This is a genomic window from Pseudomonas sp. WS 5503, assembly GCF_012985385.1.
GTDB classification, from domain to species: domain Bacteria; phylum Pseudomonadota; class Gammaproteobacteria; order Pseudomonadales; family Pseudomonadaceae; genus Aquipseudomonas; species Aquipseudomonas paracarnis.
Map to the genome: position 1 here is coordinate 118,272 of NZ_JAAQWI010000001.1, position 18,776 is coordinate 137,047.

15 protein-coding genes are annotated in these 18,776 nt (G+C 58.9%); 4 read left to right on the forward strand and 11 right to left on the reverse strand.

Annotated elements, in window-relative coordinates; all coding sequences use genetic code 11:
* Nucleotides 1-3: 3 nt before the first annotated feature.
* The 7 genes from lpdA to sdhC form a co-directional block, all read right to left on the reverse strand.
* The gene (gene lpdA / locus HBO10_RS00565; protein ID WP_003190010.1) at nt 4-1,440 is read right to left on the reverse strand and encodes a dihydrolipoyl dehydrogenase; all 1,437 of its coding nucleotides are present in this window, start codon (nt 1,438-1,440) and stop codon (nt 4-6) included.
* A gap of 98 nt (nt 1,441-1,538) precedes the next feature.
* Complete coding sequence (odhB, locus tag HBO10_RS00570) at nt 1,539-2,762, reverse strand: 2-oxoglutarate dehydrogenase complex dihydrolipoyllysine-residue succinyltransferase (RefSeq protein WP_034127192.1); 1,224 nt, start codon at nt 2,760-2,762, stop codon at nt 1,539-1,541.
* Between the two features lie 44 nt (nt 2,763-2,806).
* Nucleotides 2,807-5,638 carry a 2-oxoglutarate dehydrogenase E1 component gene (locus tag HBO10_RS00575; RefSeq protein ID WP_034127191.1) on the reverse strand — a complete coding sequence of 944 codons (2,832 nt, stop codon included), beginning with the start codon at nt 5,636-5,638 and terminating at the stop codon, nt 2,807-2,809.
* 262 nt (nt 5,639-5,900) lie between these two features.
* On the reverse strand, nt 5,901-6,605 hold the full coding sequence (locus tag HBO10_RS00580) for a succinate dehydrogenase iron-sulfur subunit (protein ID WP_003172807.1): 705 nt from the start codon (nt 6,603-6,605) through the stop codon (nt 5,901-5,903).
* An 11-nt stretch (nt 6,606-6,616) separates the two neighbouring features.
* Entirely contained in the window at nt 6,617-8,389 is a 1,773-nt protein-coding gene (gene sdhA, locus HBO10_RS00585; protein WP_010211741.1) for a succinate dehydrogenase flavoprotein subunit, read from the reverse strand.
* A 3-nt stretch (nt 8,390-8,392) separates the two neighbouring features.
* On the reverse strand, nt 8,393-8,761 hold the full coding sequence (sdhD, locus tag HBO10_RS00590) for a succinate dehydrogenase, hydrophobic membrane anchor protein (protein WP_003172805.1): 369 nt from the start codon (nt 8,759-8,761) through the stop codon (nt 8,393-8,395).
* Nucleotides 8,755-9,129, reverse strand: coding sequence for a succinate dehydrogenase, cytochrome b556 subunit (sdhC, locus tag HBO10_RS00595; protein ID WP_014717729.1), 375 nt, complete (start codon nt 9,127-9,129; stop codon nt 8,755-8,757). The genes sdhD and sdhC overlap by 7 nt, the downstream gene beginning before the upstream one ends.
* Before the next feature lie 365 nt (nt 9,130-9,494).
* Here sdhC and gltA point away from each other — a divergent pair, with 365 nt between their 5' ends.
* Entirely contained in the window at nt 9,495-10,784 is a 1,290-nt protein-coding gene (gltA, locus tag HBO10_RS00600; protein WP_014717728.1) for a citrate synthase, read from the forward strand.
* Nucleotides 10,785-11,030: 246 nt separating this feature from the next.
* Here the strand turns inward: gltA and HBO10_RS00605 are convergent, their stop codons facing one another.
* The 3 genes from HBO10_RS00605 to HBO10_RS00615 form a co-directional block, all read right to left on the reverse strand.
* Entirely contained in the window at nt 11,031-12,689 is a 1,659-nt protein-coding gene (locus HBO10_RS00605; RefSeq protein ID WP_034127190.1) for a cation acetate symporter, read from the reverse strand.
* Nucleotides 12,686-12,997 carry a DUF485 domain-containing protein gene (locus HBO10_RS00610; protein ID WP_003190001.1) on the reverse strand — a complete coding sequence of 104 codons (312 nt, stop codon included), beginning with the start codon at nt 12,995-12,997 and terminating at the stop codon, nt 12,686-12,688. The genes HBO10_RS00605 and HBO10_RS00610 overlap by 4 nt, the downstream gene beginning before the upstream one ends.
* Before the next feature lie 232 nt (nt 12,998-13,229).
* A complete protein-coding gene (locus HBO10_RS00615; RefSeq protein ID WP_003233255.1) occupies nt 13,230-14,081 on the reverse strand; it encodes a glycine betaine ABC transporter substrate-binding protein in 852 nt (283 codons plus the stop codon).
* A gap of 332 nt (nt 14,082-14,413) precedes the next feature.
* On the opposite strand from HBO10_RS00615, the gene HBO10_RS00620 reads away from it, so the two are divergent.
* Nucleotides 14,414-15,967: a glycosyl hydrolase family 17 protein gene (locus tag HBO10_RS00620; RefSeq protein ID WP_034127189.1), complete on the forward strand. Its 1,554-nt coding sequence runs from the start codon at nt 14,414-14,416 to the stop codon at nt 15,965-15,967.
* A gap of 106 nt (nt 15,968-16,073) precedes the next feature.
* Here the strand turns inward: HBO10_RS00620 and HBO10_RS00625 are convergent, their stop codons facing one another.
* Nucleotides 16,074-16,442, reverse strand: a complete 369-nt coding sequence (locus HBO10_RS00625; protein WP_014717724.1) for a hypothetical protein — start codon at nt 16,440-16,442, stop codon at nt 16,074-16,076.
* 233 nt (nt 16,443-16,675) lie between these two features.
* Here HBO10_RS00625 and HBO10_RS00630 point away from each other — a divergent pair, with 233 nt between their 5' ends.
* Both HBO10_RS00630 and HBO10_RS00635 read left to right on the forward strand, forming a co-directional pair.
* Nucleotides 16,676-17,974: a serine/threonine protein kinase gene (locus HBO10_RS00630; RefSeq protein WP_032892643.1), complete on the forward strand. Its 1,299-nt coding sequence runs from the start codon at nt 16,676-16,678 to the stop codon at nt 17,972-17,974.
* A complete protein-coding gene (locus HBO10_RS00635; protein ID WP_003189993.1) occupies nt 17,967-18,755 on the forward strand; it encodes a VacJ family lipoprotein in 789 nt (262 codons plus the stop codon). The genes HBO10_RS00630 and HBO10_RS00635 overlap by 8 nt, the downstream gene beginning before the upstream one ends.
* Nucleotides 18,756-18,776: the final 21 nt, after the last annotated feature.

The following is an 18,776-nucleotide window of genomic DNA, read 5'->3' on the forward strand; positions in this document are numbered from 1 at the left end:
CGCTTAGCGCTTCTTGCGGTTGGCGATGTGGATGGCGCCGCCATTCACTGCCAACGCTGCTTCGTGCAACGCTTCGGACAGGGTCGGATGGGAGAAGACCATCATGCCCAAGTCCTCGGCACTGGTGCCGAATTCCATGCCGATCGCGCCTTGCTGAACCAGTTCTGCAGCGCTTGGGCCAATCACGTGGACGCCCAAAACGCGGTCAGTCTTGGCATCAGCGATGACTTTGACAAAACCACCGGTGTCGTTGGCTGCCATGGCACGGCCAGAAGCGGCAAACGGGAAGGTGCCGACGTTAACTTCAACGCCTTCAGCTTTCAACTGCTGTTCGTTCTTGCCGACCCATGCAATTTCCGGGTGGGTGTAGATAACCGATGGGATCAGGTCGTAGTTCATCTGGGTCTTGTGACCCTTGATGCGCTCGACAACCATGATGCCTTCTTCGGAAGCCTTGTGGGCCAGCATCATGCCACGAACCACGTCGCCAATGGCATAGACGCCAGGCACAGTGGTAGCGCAGTGATCGTCAACGTGGATGAAACCACGCTCGTCGATGTTCACGCCGCTGTCGGAAGCCAACAGGTCATTGGTCACTGGGCGGCGACCAACGGCAACGATCAGCTTGTCGAAGGTGATGGTCTGCTCGCCGTCTTTATCGGTGTAGGTCACCACGACTTCTTCGCCGTTGACCTTGGAACCGGTAACACGGGCGCCAAGCTTGATGTCCAGACCTTGTTTAGTCAGGGTTTTCAGCGCTTCCTTGGAGACTGCAGTGTCAGCCGCCAGCAGGAACGTGTCCAGGGCTTCCAGCACGGTGACTTCAGCGCCCAGACGCGACCATACCGAGCCCAGCTCCAGACCGATGACGCCAGCGCCGATCACGCCCAGGCGCTTAGGCACAGCCTGGAATTCCAGGGCGCCGGTCGAATCAACGATCACGTTGTTATCAACAGGAGCAGGCGGAATGTCGATTGGACGCGAACCTGGCGCCAGGATCACGTTTTCGGCTTCGATGACTTCAACCGAACCGTCTGGCTTGGTGACTTCAACTTTCTTGCCGGCCAGCAGCTTGCCGTGGCCTTGAATCGAAGTAACGCCGTTGGCCTTGAACAAGGTCGCAACGCCGGAAGTCAGGCCTTTGACGATGTTGGCTTTACGGCCGACCATTGCTGGTACGTCCATGGTCACGCCAGCATGATTGATGCCGTGGATCGCGAAGCCGTCTTGGGCTTCGTGGAATTTCCAGGAGCTGTCCAGCAGCGCCTTGGACGGAATGCAACCCACGTTCAGGCAAGTACCGCCCAGCGCCAGTTTGCCTTCCTTGTCGGTGTATTTTTCGATGCAAGCAGTGGAGAGGCCCAGTTGCGCAGCCTTGATGGCGGCAACATAGCCGCCAGGGCCTGCACCAATCACTACAACGTCAAATTTCTGTGTCATGAAATAGATCCTCTATTAGCTTCAAGCGTCAAGCCACAAGCTGCAAGCCAAACTGCGTTTACTTGCAGCTTGCAGCTCGCAACTTGAAGCTGCTCCAATCAAATATCCAGGAGCAGGCGAGCCGGGTCTTCCAGCAGGTTCTTGATGGTCACCAGGAACGTCACGGCTTCTTTACCGTCGATCAGGCGGTGATCGTAAGACAGTGCCAGGTACATCATTGGGCGGATCACGACCTGGCCGTTGATGGCCATCGGACGCTGGATGATGTTGTGCATGCCCAGGATCGCGGCTTGCGGTGGGTTGACGATCGGCGTCGACATCATCGAACCGAAGGTACCACCGTTGGTGATGGTGAAGGTACCGCCGGTCATCTCGTCGATGGTCAGCTTGCCGTCACGGGCTTTCTTGCCGAAGCCAGCGATGCCGCCTTCGATTTCGGCCAGGCTCATCAGCTCGGCGTTACGCAGGACTGGAACCACCAGGCCACGGTCGCTGGAGACGGCAACGCCGATATCTGCGTAGCCGTGGTAAACGATGTCGCCGCCGTCGATGGAAGCGTTGACTGCCGGGAAGCGCTTCAGCGCTTCGGTGGCCGCTTTCACGAAGAACGACATGAAGCCCAGGCGCACGCCGTTGTGGGACTTCTCGAACAGGTCCTTGTACTTCGAACGCAGGGCCATGACTTCGGTCATGTCGACTTCGTTGAAGGTGGTCAGCATCGCCATGTTCGACTGAGCTTCAACCAGGCGCTTGGCCACGGTGGCACGTACGCGAGTCATCGGTACGCGCTTCTCGGTGCGGTCGCCAGCGGCAAACACAGGCGCAGCGGCAGCAGGCGCTGCAGCCTTGGCAGGTGCGGCAGCCGGAGCGTTCTTCTTGGCTTCAACTGCGGCAACCACGTCTTCCTTGGTCACACGGCCATCTTTGCCGGTGCCCTTGATGGAAGCCAGGTTGATGCCGTTTTCTTCAGCCAGTTGACGCGCAGCCGGAGCAGCGATTGGATCTTCGCCACCGGCTGCCGGTGCAGCGGCAGGCGCCGAAGCAGCCGGTGCAGCAGCGGCAGGAGCAGGCGCTGCAGCAGCGCTGCCCTCTTCGATCGAGCCCAGTACCTGGTTCGACAGAACGGTAGCGCCCTCTTCAGCAACGATCGCGCCCAGCACGCCGTCAGCTTCGGCCAATACTTCCAGAACGACTTTGTCGGTCTCGATGTCGACGATCAGGTCGTCACGCTTGACGGCCTCGCCTGGTTTCTTGTGCCAGGTGGCAACGGTGCCATCGGCAACCGATTCCGGGAATGACGGGGCTTTGATTTCGATAGCCATTATCTGTAGGTCCTTAAAATTCGGTTTCAGTCAGCGCGAAGGCGTTAAACAGTGAAAGCATCTTGCAGCAGTTTTTCCTGCTGCTCGGCGTGCATCGACGCATAACCACAGGCAGGTGCAGCAGAAGCATCACGACCGGCGTACTCAAGGACCAAGGCCTTGTTGTGGTTGCCGATGCTGCGACGCAGATGATGCTGGCTGCTGTACCAGGCGCCCTGGTTCATCGGTTCTTCCTGACACCACACTACGTTCGTGAGGTTGGTGTAAGGCGCGATGATCTCCATGAGGTCATCTTCCGGGAACGGATAAAGCTGCTCGATACGCACGATGGCGATGTCTTCGCGGCCTTCGGCACGGCGTTTTTCCAGCAGATCGTAGTAGACCTTGCCGCTGCACAGGATCAGGCGAGTGACCTTGGCGGCGTCCAGCGTATCGATCTCTGGAATCACGGTCTGGAACGAACCTTGGGCCAGATCTTCCAGGGTCGAAACGGCCAGTTTGTGACGCAACAGCGACTTCGGCGTCAGCACCACCAGCGGCTTGCGCAGCGGACGGATCACCTGGCGGCGCAGCAAGTGGTAGATCTGGGCCGGGGTCGTCGGCACGCACACCTGAATGTTGTGCTCGGCGCACAGTTGCAGGTAACGCTCCAGGCGGGCCGAGGAGTGCTCCGGGCCCTGACCTTCATAACCGTGTGGCAGCAGCATGGTCAGACCGCACAGACGGCCCCACTTGTGCTCGCCGCTGGTGATGAACTGGTCGATAACCACCTGGGCACCGTTGGCGAAGTCGCCGAACTGGGCTTCCCAGATCACCAGCGCGTTCGGCGTGGTGGTCGAGTAACCGTATTCGAACGCCAGTACGGCTTCTTCGGACAGGAACGAATCGTACAGGTCGAAACGTGGCTGGCCTTCGTAAAGGTTCTGCAACGGGATGTAGGTGCCCGCGTCTTTCTGGTTGTGCAATACAGCATGACGGTGCGAGAACGTACCGCGGCCGATGTCCTGGCCGGTCATGCGGATGGGGTGACCTTCGAACGCCAGGGTCGCGTACGCCATGGTTTCGGCGTAACCCCAGTTGATCGGCAGGCCGCCAGCTTGCATCTTCTGACGGTCTTCGTAGATCTTCGCAACCTGGCGCTGTACGACAAAGCCTTCGGGAATTTCCAGCAGCTTGGCGGACAGTTCCTGCAACGTCTTCAAATCGAACGAGGTATCGTGACGGGCAGTCCAGGTGTGACCCAGGTACGGGCGCCAGTCAACGAACAGCTCTTTGTTCGGCTCCTTGACCAGGCTTTTCACTACATGCAGGCCGTTGTCCAGCGCGTTGCGGTATTCGTCGACTTTCGCCTGAACACGCGCATCGTCAACCACGCCGGCCTTGGTCAGGCTTTCGGCGTACAGCTCACGGGTGGTGCGCTGCTTGGTGATCTGCTGGTACATCAACGGCTGGGTGCCGCTTGGCTCGTCCGCTTCGTTGTGACCGCGACGGCGGTAGCAAACCAGGTCGATGACCACGTCACGCTTGAACTGCATGCGGTAGTCGACAGCCAGTTGGGTCACGAACAGCACGGCTTCCGGATCATCGCCATTCACATGGAGGATCGGCGCCTGGATCATCTTGGCAACGTCGGTGGCGTACTCGGTGGAGCGCGCATCCAACGGGTTGCTGATGGTGAAGCCCACCTGGTTGTTGATGACGATGTGAACGGTACCGCCGGTCTTGAAGCCGCGAGTCTGCGACATCTGGAACGTTTCCAGGACCACGCCTTGACCGGCAAATGCCGCGTCACCGTGGATGGAAATCGGCAGCACTTTCTCACCGGTGGCGTCGTTACGACGATCCTGGCGAGCACGCACCGAACCCTCGACCACTGGCGAAACGATTTCCAGGTGGGAGGGGTTGAATGCCATGGCCAGGTGAACTTCACCGCCGGTGGTCATCACGTTGGACGAGAAGCCCTGGTGGTATTTAACGTCACCGGAACCCAACTCGACCTTCTTCTTGCCTTCGAACTCGTCGAACAGCTCACGCGGGTTCTTGCCGAAGGTGTTGACCAACACGTTCAGGCGACCACGGTGAGCCATGCCGATCACGATTTCCTTGGTGCCATAGGAACCGGAACGCTGGATCAACTCGTCGAGCATCGGAATCAGGCTTTCGCCGCCTTCCAGGCCGAAACGCTTGGTGCCTGGGTATTTGGTGCCCAGGTATTTTTCGAGGCCTTCGGCCGCGGTCACACGCTCCAGCAGGTGGCCGCGCACATCGGCGGACAATACCGGACGGCCACGCACGCCTTCCAGGCGGTGCTGGAACCACTGGCGCTGCTCGGAATCAGTGATGTGCGTGAATTCAGCGCCGATGGTGCGGCAATATGTCTGCTGCAACGCTTCGTGAATTTCGCGTAGGCTCGCTTCCTCTTTGCCGATGAACAGGTCGCCGGCACGGAAGGTCGTATCAAGATCGGCATTGGTCAAGCCGTAATGATTGATCGACAGGTCTGCAGGTGCAGGACGCTGCCACAGCCCCAGCGGGTCAAGCTGGGCTGCCTGGTGGCCACGCATACGGTAGGCCTGGATCAGTCGCAGTACTTCAACTTGCTTCTTCTCGTGCTCACTGCTCACGCTGCCGGCGGAAACCGGTTGGGCGCGGCGCTGGTTCTTTGCCAGCAGCACGAACTGATCGCGAATTGTTGCGTGCGATACATCGGTGGCAGCGTTGCCGTCTGAAGACAACGTCTGAAATTTGGTGCGCCATTCTTCTGGCACAGCGTTAGGGTCGTGCAGGTAGAGCTCATAAAGCTCTTCCACATAGGCAGCGTTACCACCTGAAAGATAGCCGCTGTTCCACATGCGCTGCATCACGCTTTCTTGCATGCTTGGTCACCCTCGATTTGGGGACACCACCGGCGAAAACACCGAGTCTGCTTGCAAAAGGCCAAGTGCAGCGACCAAAACAAGCCACTTAGGATCACGCTGATAGTTCGGGTACCAACCCGAATGCCCCTGCTTGTCTCATTTCTTCAAAATAAGAGCCGCGGCTTTGTAAGTCGCTGCTCAAGTTAAAACTACGGCGCCGGTTGAAGCCTGCGCCGCAGCATTTACGGGCACAACGGTCCTGCTTTTACTACAACGTCAGTTACACGCCGCTCTGCAGCAGCATGTTACGGATGTGACCAATGGCCTTAGTCGGGTTCAGGCCTTTAGGACATACGTTGACGCAGTTCATGATCCCGCGGCAGCGGAATACGCTGAACGGGTCATCCAGCGAAGCCAGACGCTCGGACGTCTTGGTGTCGCGACTGTCTGCCAGGAAGCGGTAGGCTTGCAGCAGCGCAGCTGGACCCAGGAACTTGTCCGGGTTCCACCAGAAGGACGGGCAGGATGTCGAGCAGCAAGCGCACAGGATGCACTCGTACAGGCCATCGAGCTTTTCACGTTCTTCCGGGGACTGCAGACGCTCGATGGCCGGAGCCGGCGTGTCGTTCTGCAGGAACGGCTTAACTTTCTCGTATTGCTTGTAGAAGATGCTCATATCGACGACCAGGTCACGGATAACCGGCAAACCTGGCAGCGGACGAACGATCAGCTTGTTGCCTTTGACCACGGCGGACAGCGGCGTGATGCACGCCAGGCCGTTTTTGCCGTTGATGTTCATGCCGTCGGAACCGCACACACCTTCACGGCAAGAGCGACGATAGGAGAAACCCTCGTCCTGCTCTTTGATCAGTGCCAGTACATCCAGCACCATCAGGTCTTTACCACCGGTATCGACCTGGAATTCCTGCATGAACGGCGCAGCGTCCTGATCAGGGTTGTAGCGATAAACACTGACTTTCAACATGGCAGCCACCCTTAGTAAGTCCGAATCTTCGGTTCAAACGTCGGTACCGTCTTCGGCGAGAAGTTCACGGCACGCTTGGTTACGCGCTTGTCACCCGGGAAGTACAGGGTGTGGCACAACCAGTTTTCGTCGTCGCGATCTTCGAAGTCTTCACGAGCGTGAGCACCACGGGATTCTTTACGAACCTCGGCGGCGATCGCCGTCGCTTCAGCCACTTCCAGCAGGTTTTGCAGTTCAAGGGCTTCGATACGAGCGGTGTTGAACGCCTGGCTCTTATCGTTGATCTTGACGTTGGCGATGCGCTTGCGCAGGTCAGCCAACTGGGCGATGCCCTTCTGCATGTATTCGCCGGTACGGAACACACCAAAGTAGTTCTGCATGCAGCTTTGCAGCTCGCGACGCAGGGTTGCTACATCTTCGCCATCAGTGCGCTCGTTCAGAGCGTTCAGACGCGCCAGGGCAGCTTCGATGTTGGCGTCGGTGGCGTCATCGTATTCGATGCCGTCAGTCAGCGCTTTTTCCAGGTGCAGGCCGGCCGCGCGACCGAATACCACCAAGTCGAGCAGCGAGTTGCCGCCCAGGCGGTTGGCGCCGTGAACCGATACGCAAGCCACTTCGCCTACCGCGAACAGACCATGGATGATCTCGTCCTCGCCTTCGGCGTTCTGGGTGATTGCCTGGCCGTGAATGTTGGTCGGCACGCCGCCCATCATATAGTGGCAAGTTGGAACCACCGGAACCGGAGCAACTACCGGGTCAACGTGGGCAAAGGTCTTGGACAGCTCGCAGATACCAGGCAGGCGGCTGTGCAGCACTTCTTCGCCCAGGTGATCGAGCTTGAGCAGTACGTGGTCGCCATTCGGGCCACAGCCGTTACCGGCGATGATCTCTTTAACCATCGAACGAGCCACAACGTCACGACCCGCCAAGTCTTTGGCGTTCGGAGCATAACGCTCCATGAAACGCTCGCCGTGCTTGTTGATCAGGTAACCACCTTCACCACGGCAACCTTCGGTCACCAGCACACCGGCGCCGGCGATGCCGGTCGGGTGGAACTGCCACATTTCGATGTCTTGTACCGGTACGCCAGCACGCAGAGCCATGCCGACGCCGTCACCGGTGTTGATCAGGGCATTGGTGGTCGACGCGTAGATACGACCTGCACCACCGGTCGCCAGCACAGTAGCCTTGGCGCGGATGTAGGTGGTTTCACCGGTTTCGATGCAGATGGCGATCACACCGACGAACTCGCCTTGTGCGTTCTTGACCAGGTCTACCGCGTAGTACTCGTTCAGGAACGTGGTACCGGCTTTCAGGTTGCCCTGATAAAGGGTGTGCAGCAGCGCGTGACCGGTACGGTCGGACGCAGCGCAGGTACGGGCAGCCTGCCCGCCTTTACCGTAGTCCTTCGACTGGCCGCCGAATGGACGCTGGTAGATACGGCCTTGCTCGGTACGGGAGAACGGCAGACCCATGTGGTCCAGCTCGAACACCGCGGCCGGGCCTTCCTGACACATGTATTCGATAGCGTCCTGGTCACCGATGTAGTCGGAACCCTTGACGGTATCGTACATGTGCCAGCGCCAGTCATCGTTCGGGTCGGCGGAGGCAATGGCGCAGGTGATGCCACCCTGGGCCGATACGGTGTGCGAGCGCGTCGGGAACACCTTGGTGATCACGGCAGTCTTGTGACCGCCCTGGGCCAGCTGCAGCGCAGCGCGCATGCCCGCACCGCCGCCACCAATAATGATGGCGTCGAATGAAATAGTTGGAATGTTAGCCATGAATCAGATACCCCAAAGAATCTGCACACCCCAGACGAAGTAAGCGAACATCGCAACGCCGCATACTGCCTGGAAGAGGAAACGTACTGCAGTCGCGGACTTGCCCAGCGCCATCGGCGTCAGGTAGTCAGTCGCGATGGTCCACATGCCAACCCAGGCGTGAGCGCCCAGGGCTACAAGGGCCAGCAGACTGAAGATTCGCATCGCATTGTGGGAAAACAGGCCGTGCCATTGCTCATAGCCTATGCCCGGGTTTGCGACGAGGTATCCGATCAGGAAAATGAAATAAGCCGCGAGAACGACCGCAGACACACGCTGTGCCATCCAGTCATAGAGGCCCGAACGCGACAGATTCGTTACGCTGGTTACCATATCCAAACTCCTGCCAGAACGATCAGCACCACGGAAATGGCGACGATGATTTTCGAGCCCAGGCGGCCGCCTTCCAGCGTCTCACCGATGCCCATGTCCATGATCAAGTGGCGCACACCGGCTACCAGGTGATACAGAAGAGAGGACAGGAGGCCCCATGCTACGAACTTGGCCAGCGGGCTGGTCAAGCATGCCTTCACCTCGGCGTATCCTTCCTCGGAACCCAGGGATTTGCTCAATGCATAAAGCATGATGCCCAAGCCCAGGAACAGGATGATGCCGGAAACACGGTGCAGGAACGACGTAACGCCGGTGATGGGGAGTTTGATGGTCCTTAGGTCTAGGTTTACAGGTCGTTGGCTATTCACGGCTTTTTTTCACACTGAAGAGCCCCTAACAATCAGGGCAAAGTTGTTGGGGAGTGCGACTGGTCAGGTAAGCACCACCCAGGGAGTGCGACCCCCAATGAAAGCAAGCCCAAAAGCCCTTGGCGGTCGGTGGCCGAGTATAGACAGTTAGGTTACTAATGACAACGCGCACACCTCACCCTAATAGCTGATTGCGCTGGCGGGATAAAAGGCGTAAATGGCAGTCAATTTCGACGAAAAAGTACGGTTAAAGCCTTCTGGCGCAAGACTTTAGGCAAATTGACATCTGGATTTATATCAATATAGTGGTGCGGGCCCTGCGTGGGGGGTCTGTCTGATGATTTGAAGCATAAATAGGAGGCCACATGGCTGACAAAAAAGCGCAGTTGATCATCGAGGGCGCAGCCCCCGTCGAGCTGCCCATTTTAACCGGCACCGTTGGTCCCGATGTTATCGACGTACGGGGCCTGACGGCCACGGGCCGTTTTACTTTCGACCCAGGCTTCATGTCGACCGCTTCCTGCGAGTCGAAGATCACCTATATCGATGGTGACAATGGCATTCTGCTTCATCGCGGCTACCCGATCGAGCAACTGGCTGAAAAGTCGGACTACCTGGAAACCTGCTACCTGCTGCTAAATGGCGAATTGCCAACAGCCGAGCAGAAAGCCCAGTTCGTCAGCACCGTGAAGAACCACACCATGGTTCACGAGCAGTTGAAGACCTTCTTCAACGGCTTCCGTCGCGACGCCCACCCGATGGCCGTCATGTGCGGTGTAGTAGGCGCCCTGTCGGCCTTCTATCACGACTCCCTGGACATCAATAACCCGCAGCATCGCGAAATTTCCGCGATCCGCCTGGTTGCCAAGATGCCTACCCTGGCCGCAATGGTTTACAAGTACTCCATGGGCCAACCCATGATGTACCCGCGCAACGACCTGACGTACGCGGAAAACTTCCTGCACATGATGTTCAACACCCCGTGCGAGATCAAACCGATCAGCCCGGTGCTCGCCAAGGCCATGGACCGGATCTTCATCCTCCACGCCGACCACGAGCAGAACGCTTCCACCTCTACCGTGCGCCTGGCGGGCTCTTCGGGTGCCAACCCGTTCGCCTGTATTGCCGCCGGTATCGCCGCACTGTGGGGCCCTGCCCACGGCGGTGCGAACGAAGCCGTATTGACCATGCTCGATGAAATCGGCGATGTGTCCAACATCGACACCTTCATCGCCAAGGCCAAGGACAAGAACGATCCGTTCAAGTTGATGGGCTTCGGTCACCGGGTCTACAAGAACCGCGACCCGCGCGCTACCGTCATGAAGCAGACCTGCGACGAAGTGTTGAAGGAACTGGGCATCAAGAACGATCCGCAACTCGAACTGGCCATGCGCCTGGAAGAGATCGCCCTGACCGACCCGTACTTCATCGAACGCTCGCTGTACCCGAACGTCGACTTCTACTCGGGGATCATCCTCAAGGCGATCGGCATTCCAACCAGCATGTTCACCGTGATCTTCGCCCTGGCGCGGACCGTGGGCTGGATCTCCCACTGGAAAGAAATGCTCTCCAGCCCGTACAAGATTGGCCGCCCGCGCCAGCTGTACACCGGCTACGAGTCGCGTGACATCACCAAGCTGGAAGACCGCAAGTAAGCATTCAACTGCTTAGCTGCATTGAGAACGGCCTCCCTTAGTGGAGGCCGTTTTTGTTGGTGTGGCCTGATCTACCGTCATCGCAGGCAAGCCAGCTCCCACATTGGACCGCATTCCAACAAAAGGACACGGCCCAGCCTGGGAGCCGGGCTCGCCCGCGATGAGGCCAGCCCAGGCGACACAAAAAAGCCAAGCAAAAAAATACCCCGGCCTTGCGACCGGGGTATCTCTTATGCAGCTGACGACTTAGTGATTAACCGCCCCACTCGCCCCCAGGCCAGTCTGCGAACGCACGAACTGTGGGAAGTACAGCGCACGCTCTTTCTCTGCCGCCGCCGACTTGTCGGTGATGGAGAAGAACCAGATGCCGACGAACGCAATGATCATCGAGAACAGCGCCGGGTACTCGTACGGGAAGATCGCCTTTTCATGGTGCAGGATCGACACCCAGATGGTCGGGCCGAGGATCATCAAGCCCACGGCGCTGATCAAGCCCAGCCAGCCGCCAATCATGGCGCCGCGGGTGGTGAGGTTTTTCCAGTACATGGAAAGCAGCAGCACCGGGAAGTTACAGCTGGCAGCGATGGAGAACGCCAGGCCGACCATGAACGCAATGTTCTGGCTTTCGAACAGGATACCCAGGCCGATGGCCAATACACCCAAGGCTACGGTGGTGATCTTCGATACGCGAATCTCGTCCTTCTCGTTGGCCTTGCCTTTCTTGATCACGCTGGCATACAGGTCATGGGACACCGCCGAAGCACCCGCCAGGGTCAAGCCGGCAACCACCGCCAGGATGGTGGCAAACGCCACGGCCGAGATGAAGCCCAGGAAGATACTGCCACCCACCGCGTTGGCCAGATGCACCGCCGCCATGTTGTTACCACCAAGCAAGGCGCCCGCTGCATCCTTGAACGCCGGGTTGGTGCTGACCAGCAGGATCGCACCGAAACCGATGATGAAGGTCAGGATATAGAAGTAGCCGATGAAGCCGGTTGCGTACAGTACGCTCTTACGCGCTTCCTTGGCGTCGCTCACCGTGAAGAAGCGCATCAGGATGTGCGGCAGGCCAGCGGTACCGAACATCAGTGCCAGGCCCAGGGAGAATGCCGAGATCGGGTCTTTCACCAGGCCGCCGGGGCTCATGATCGCTTCACCTTTGGGGTGAACCTTGATCGCCTCGGAGAACAGCATGTTGAAGTCGAAGTTGACGTGCTTCATCACCATCAGCGCCATGAACGAGGCACCGGACAGCAACAGTACCGCCTTGATGATCTGCACCCAGGTGGTCGCCAACATGCCGCCGAACAGCACGTACAGGCACATCAGGATACCCACCAGGATCACCGCCACATGGTAATCAAGGCCAAACAGCAGCTGGATCAGCTTGCCCGCGCCAACCATCTGCGCGATCAGGTAGAACGCCACCACCACCAGCGAGCCACACGCCGACAGGCTGCGGATCTGGGTTTGCCCCAGGCGATAGGACGCCACGTCGGCAAAGGTGTATTTGCCCAGGTTACGCAAGCGCTCGGCGATCAGGAACAGAATGATCGGCCAGCCCACAAGGAAGCCGATCGAGTAGATCAAGCCGTCGTAGCCGGAGGTGAACACCAACGCGGAAATCCCCAGGAAGGACGCCGCCGACATGTAGTCACCGGCAATCGCCAGACCGTTCTGGAAACCGGTGATCTTGCCGCCCGCCGCATAGTAGTCCGCCGCCGACTTGTTGCGTTTGGACGCCCAATAAGTGATGCACAGGGTGGCGCCGACAAACGCGACGAACATCACAATGGCTGAGACGTTCAGCGGTTGCTTGTGCACTTCACCGGTCAATGCGTCCGCCGCCCAAACGGCCGGAGCCAACAGCGAAGCACCGAGTAGAGCCAATAGACGCCGGATCATTGCGCAGCCTCCTTGAGAATCGCATTGTTCAGGTCGTCAAATTCGCCGTTGGCCCGACGCACGTAGATGCCGGTGAGAATGAAGGCCGACACAATCAGCCCGACGCCCAGGGGAATGCCCCAGGTAATCGAGGAACCAGGGCTGATCTTGGCCCCCAGCACTTGTGGCCCGTAGGCAATCAACAGGATGAAAGCGGAGTAAAGCCCTAGCATGATCGCCGAGAGAATCCAGGCGAACCTTTCCCTTTTCCTGACCAGCTCCTTGAAACGCGGGCTGTTTTGAATCGAGAGGTAAATGCTGTCGTTCATTGTTTTTATCCTCGCAGCACAGCTTTTTATTATTTTGGAACGTATCCACTGTATGCGGCTGCGCAATGGGTTCCAGACGACCTTAGTAGTAGATCGAGCTTAGCGAGGATTTGTAAAAAGTGTAGGAGCGAGCTTGCTCGCGAAAAACGTTAACGATAACGCGTTCATTCTGGATGATCGCGGTGCCTGTGCGTTCTTCGCGAGCAAGCTCGCTCCTACAATTGGGGCGGGGTTATTTAGCAGTCCATTCGGCGACGCGCTCGGGGTGCTTGGCTACCCAGTCCTTGGCCGCGGCGTCCGGCTTGGCGCCTTCTTGAATCGCCAGCATGACTTCACCGATTTCATCCTTGGAGGCCCACTGGAATTTCTTCAGGAAGGCTGCGACTTCCGGCGCTTTCTTCTCCAGGCCCTTGCTGCCGATGCTGTTGACGGTTTCAGCAGCACCATAAATCCCTTTTGGGTCGTCCAGGAAACGCAGTTTCCACTTGGCGAACATCCAGTGCGGCACCCAACCGGTGACCGCAATCGACTCCTGCTTGTCTTCGGCGCGGGTCAGTTCGGCAATCATCGCCGCACCCGAGCTGGCTTGCAGTTTGTAGTCCAGGCCATATTGCTTGATGGCTTCGTCGGTCTTGAGCATTACGCCCGAACCGGCGTCGATGCCGACGATCTTGTTTTTGAAGGTGGTATCGGTCTTGAGGTCTTCAATGGACTTGGCCTTGACGTATTCAGGCACGATCAGGCCGATCTTGGCGTCTTTGAAGTTGGGGCCGTAGTCGACCACCTTGTCCTTGTTCTTGGTCCAGTATTCACCGTGGGTTACAGGTAGCCAGGCGGAAAGCATGGCATCGAGTTTGCCGGTGGCGACGCCCTGCCACATGATCCCGGTGGCAACCGCTTGCAGTTTTACGTCGTAGCCGAGCTTTTGCTTGATCACCTCTGCCGCCACATGAGTAGTGGCCACGCTGTCGGACCAGCCGTCCACGTAGCCGATGCTCAGGGTCTTGCTGTCGGCACTGGCCAGTGTGGAGCCCATCGCAACTACCAGAGTGGCAGCTGCGCCCAAGAGTCGTCGCATCTTCATAGTACTTCCCCGAAAGTGCTGCGCCCGACGGATGCCGAGCGACGTCAAACTGTTGTTATAGGGTGCACCGCGCCCCCTTCACGCGCATCGATCCGGTTGCTGAGGCATCAGTGGAGTACTGACAGTTTTATCTTCAACCTGCGTAGGCATTTGCCCTGCTCTGTCAGCGACCTTGGTTGAGCAGGAAACGACATCACATCGCCAGCAGGATGCTTTGTAGGCGTTATCGCCAGAATCCCGCCCGAAGTTTGCATGTCAAAATTATGCAGCCCCACAGGGCTGCGGCAAATCCGGGTAAGATGCGCGCCTTTGCTCCCCCAGATAAGCCGACCATGCCCGCGACTGCCCGCTTCCCTGCCCTGCCCTATTTCTTCGCCTTGATCCTCGGCGTGCTTGCCCTTGTCGGCTACTGGTACGGCCTCGGCCGGCCCGTGGTGTTGCCAGACGTCGCGAGCGCCAGCCATAAGCTGCAATGTGCGTCCTACACACCGTTCGACAAAGACCAATCCCCATTCGATCAACCGTTCGCGCTGCGCCCCGAGCGCATGGACGCCGACCTGGCGCTACTGGCTACGCGCTTTGAATGCATTCGCACCTACTCCATGACCGGCCTGGAGGCCCTGCCAGACATGGCGCGCAAGCATGGGTTGAAAGTGATGGCCGGGGCCTGGGTCAGCAGCGACCCCGTGGCGACCGAAAAAGAGATCAACGAGTTGATCGCGGCGGCCAACGCCAGCCCGGACGTGGTGACCTCGGTGATCGTCGGCAACGAAGCCCTGCTGCGCAAGGAAGTCACCGCCAAGCAACTGGTGGCGCTGATCCATCAGGTTAAAAGCCAGATCAAGCAGCCCGTCACCTATGCCGATGTCTGGGAGTTCTGGTTGCAACACCCGGAAATCGAGCCTGCGGTGGACTTCCTGACCATTCACCTGTTGCCGTATTGGGAAGATGAGCCGTCCGGCATCGACCAGGCGCTCAAGCACGTGGGCGATGTGCGCCAGACCTTCGGCCATAAATTCGCGCCCAAGGACATCGTGATCGGCGAAACCGGCTGGCCCAGCGAAGGCCGGCAGCGCGAAACCGCCGTGCCCAGCCGGGTCAATGAGGCCAGGTTCATGCGCGGCTTCGTGGCCATGGCCGAAGCCAATGGCTGGCGCTATAACCTGATCGAAGCCTTTGACCAGCCATGGAAACGTGCGAGTGAAGGGGCTGTGGGTGGTTACTGGGGGCTGTTCGATGCAGACCGTCAGGACAAAGGTATCCTCGCCGGCCCGGTGACCAATGTGCCGTACTGGCGGCTGTGGCTGGGCGTCGGCGGGCTCATCCTGCTGGGCACCCTGGTGCTCGGCGGCCGCGTTCGCAGCACTCGCTCTGCGTTAATACTGCCGTTGCTAGGGGCCGTCGCAGCGTGCTCCATCGGCAGTTGGGCCGAACTGACCCGCGTTACCGCGCGTTTCAACGATGAATGGCTATGGGCAGGCTTGCTGGTGGTCTTGAACCTGCTGGTGCTGGCTCATGCCGCCCTGGCCCTCAGCGCCCGGCAAGGCTGGCGTGAGCGCGGGTTCAACTGGCTGGAGCAGCGCGCCGGCTGGTTGATGGCAATTGCCGGGTTTGCCGGTGCGGTGATGATGCTGGCGCTGGTGTTTGACCCGCGTTATCGCAGCTTCCCAAGCGCAGCGCTGGTGTTGCCGGCCCTGGTGTACCTGATACGCCCGGTGACCGGGCCACGTCGGGAGATTGCGTTGCTGGCCTTTATCATCGGTGCCGGCGTTGCGCCGCAGTTGTACCGTGAAGGGCTGTTGAATCAGCAGGCCTGGGGTTGGGCAGTGGTCAGCGTGCTGATGGTTGCGGCTTTGTGGCGTTGCTTGCGAGTGCGCAAGGCGTAACACCGCTATCGCAGGCAAGCCAGCTCCCACATTTGACCGTGCTCACAGATAGAAATGTGTGAACACAATCAACTGTGGGAGCTGGCTTGCCTGCGATGAGGCCACATCAGGCGCCGCGAGGCTTCCTGACCAACCGCAACCCCGCAATCACCACCGCAAACACCGCAAACGTCGTGTTGTACAGCGCCAGCGCCGGCAACCCGAACACCAACCCCACCACCGCCAACGCCCACCCCGCACGCCCCGGTACAAAAAAGCCCAGCACCGAAGTGATCAACGCCGCCCACCCCAGCAGCTTGAAATGAATCATCAAACCCAGGTTCGAACGCACCTGGCATTCCCAGCGGCTGGCCTCATCAGCGCAGATGCCAACCCATTGCCCATCCTCCATGAAGCCATAGCGTGCGGCATAACTGGCGGCCAGCCATAACGGCAGGGCAATAAGCAGCAGGATCAACGGCAAACGACGGGACATGGGGCACTCCGATAGGCAAAAACGGCGCCCAGCTTAATCCCACGGCGGCCGTTAGCAAGGTGTTCGCACAGATATCTGTTCAACAAAGCATGGCAAAGTGTATCGTCTCGCTACTATTACCCCGATTCCGACGTTTTTTCCGACTTTTCGTGCCGAGTGCTGGCACTTCGGTGACAAGGCGGTGGTCATAGCCTGCGAACTTCATTCAGCCCGTTCCTCTTAGGGATTAAGTCATGCTCCGTTCCTTGCGCTGTGCTGCCTTGCTGGGCAGCCTATTTTTGAGTGCGTCAGCACTGGCCGTCGATATCGACCAAGCCAGCTATGGCTACCCTTTGACCAACCCGTTCGAAGCGACCATCGCCACCACCCCCCCCGATCTGCGGCCAACCCTGCCGACCGATGACGAGATCACCCAGTCCGACTACACCCTGACGATGCGCCCCGAGCGCGAGTTCAGCCTGCCGGACAATTTCTGGGCGGTGAAGAAACTCACCTACCGCATTGCCAAGCAGGACCGCGCCGCGCCTTTGATCTTCCTGATCGCCGGCACCGGTGCACGCTTTGACAGCAGCATTAACGAATACCTGAAAAAGCTGTATTACCAGGCCGGCTACCATGTGGTGCAGCTCTCCTCGCCAACCAGCTTCGACTTCATCAGCGCCGCTTCGCGCTTCGCCACCCCGGGCATCACCCAGGAAGACGCCGAAGACATGTACCGCGTGATGCAAGCCGTACGCGCGCAGAACGCCTCGTTGCCCGTGACCGATTTCTACCTCACCGGCTACAGCCTGGGCGCCCTGGATGCGGCGTTTGTCAGCAAGCTGGATGAGACCCGCCGCAGCTTCAACTTCAAGAAAGTGCTGCTGCTCAACCCGCCGGTCAACCTCTACACCTCGATCACCAACCTCGACAAGCTGGTACAGACCGAGGTCAAGGGCATCAACAACAGCACCACCTTCTATGAGTTGGTGCTGAGCAAACTGACGCGTTACTTCCAGCAAAAAGGCTACATCGACCTCAACGATGCCCTGCTTTATGACTTCCAGCAGTCCAAGCAGCACCTGACCAACGAACAGATGGCCATGCTGATCGGCACCTCGTTCCGCTTCTCGGCCGCCGACATTGCCTTCACTTCGGACTTGATCAACCGACGTGGCCTGATTATTCCGCCCAAGTACCCGATTACCGAAGGCACCAGCCTCACGCCGTTCCTCAAGCGTGCCCTGCAGTGTGACTTCGACTGCTACCTCACCGAACAAGTGATCCCGATGTGGCGCGCGCGTTCCGATGGCGGCAGCCTGCTGCAACTGATCGACCAGGTCAGCCTCTACGCCCTCAAGGACTACCTGCGCGACAGCCCGAAAATCGCCGTGATGCATAACGCCGACGACGTGATCCTCGGCCCTGGCGACCTGGGCTTCCTGCGTAAAACTTTCGGCGATCGCTTGACCGTCTACCCGCTGGGCGGCCACTGCGGCAACCTCAATTACCGCGTCAACGCCGACGCCATGCTGGAGTTCTTCCGTGGCTAAATATCTTCTGCTGCTCGCCGCACTGATGTGCGCAGGCGTGGCCAATGCCGACAACAGCAAGGCCCAAGAACCCGTCAAGGTCGATGCCGACGGCTTCAAGGAACCGCTGACCAAGCTCAAGTTCAACCCAGGCTTGGACCAGCGCGAATTCGAGCGTTCCACGCTCACCGCGCTCAACGTCTACGACCCACTGGAGTCGTGGAACCGCCGCGTGTACCACTTCAACTATCGCTTCGACCAGTGGGTGTTCCTGCCGGTGGTGAACGGTTACCGCTATGTCACGCCGAGCTTTCTGCGCACCGGCGTGAGCAACTTCTTCAACAACCTGGGCGATGTGCCCAACCTGATGAACAGCTTGTTGCAGCTCAAGGGCCACCGCTCGCTGGAAACCACCGGGCGCCTGCTGGTCAACACCACCATTGGCATCGCGGGCCTGTGGGACCCGGCCACCGCCATGGGCCTGCCGCGCCAGAGCGAAGACTTCGGCCAGACCCTGGGCTTCTACGGTGTACCGGGTGGCGCCTACCTGATGCTGCCGATTTTCGGGCCGTCGAACCTGCGTGATACCGGCGGCCTGCTGGTGGACTACAGCGCCGAATCGCAGATCAACTTCCTCAACGTGTCTGAAGTCAGCTCCAACCATCCGGAAGTCTGGGCCCTGCGCGCCGTCGACAAGCGCTACCAGACCAGCTTCCGCTACGGCCAGATGAACTCGCCGTTCGAGTATGAGAAGGTGCGGTATATCTACACCGAATCGCGCAAGTTGCAGATCGCCGAGTAAACAGCAGCGATAAAAAAAGGC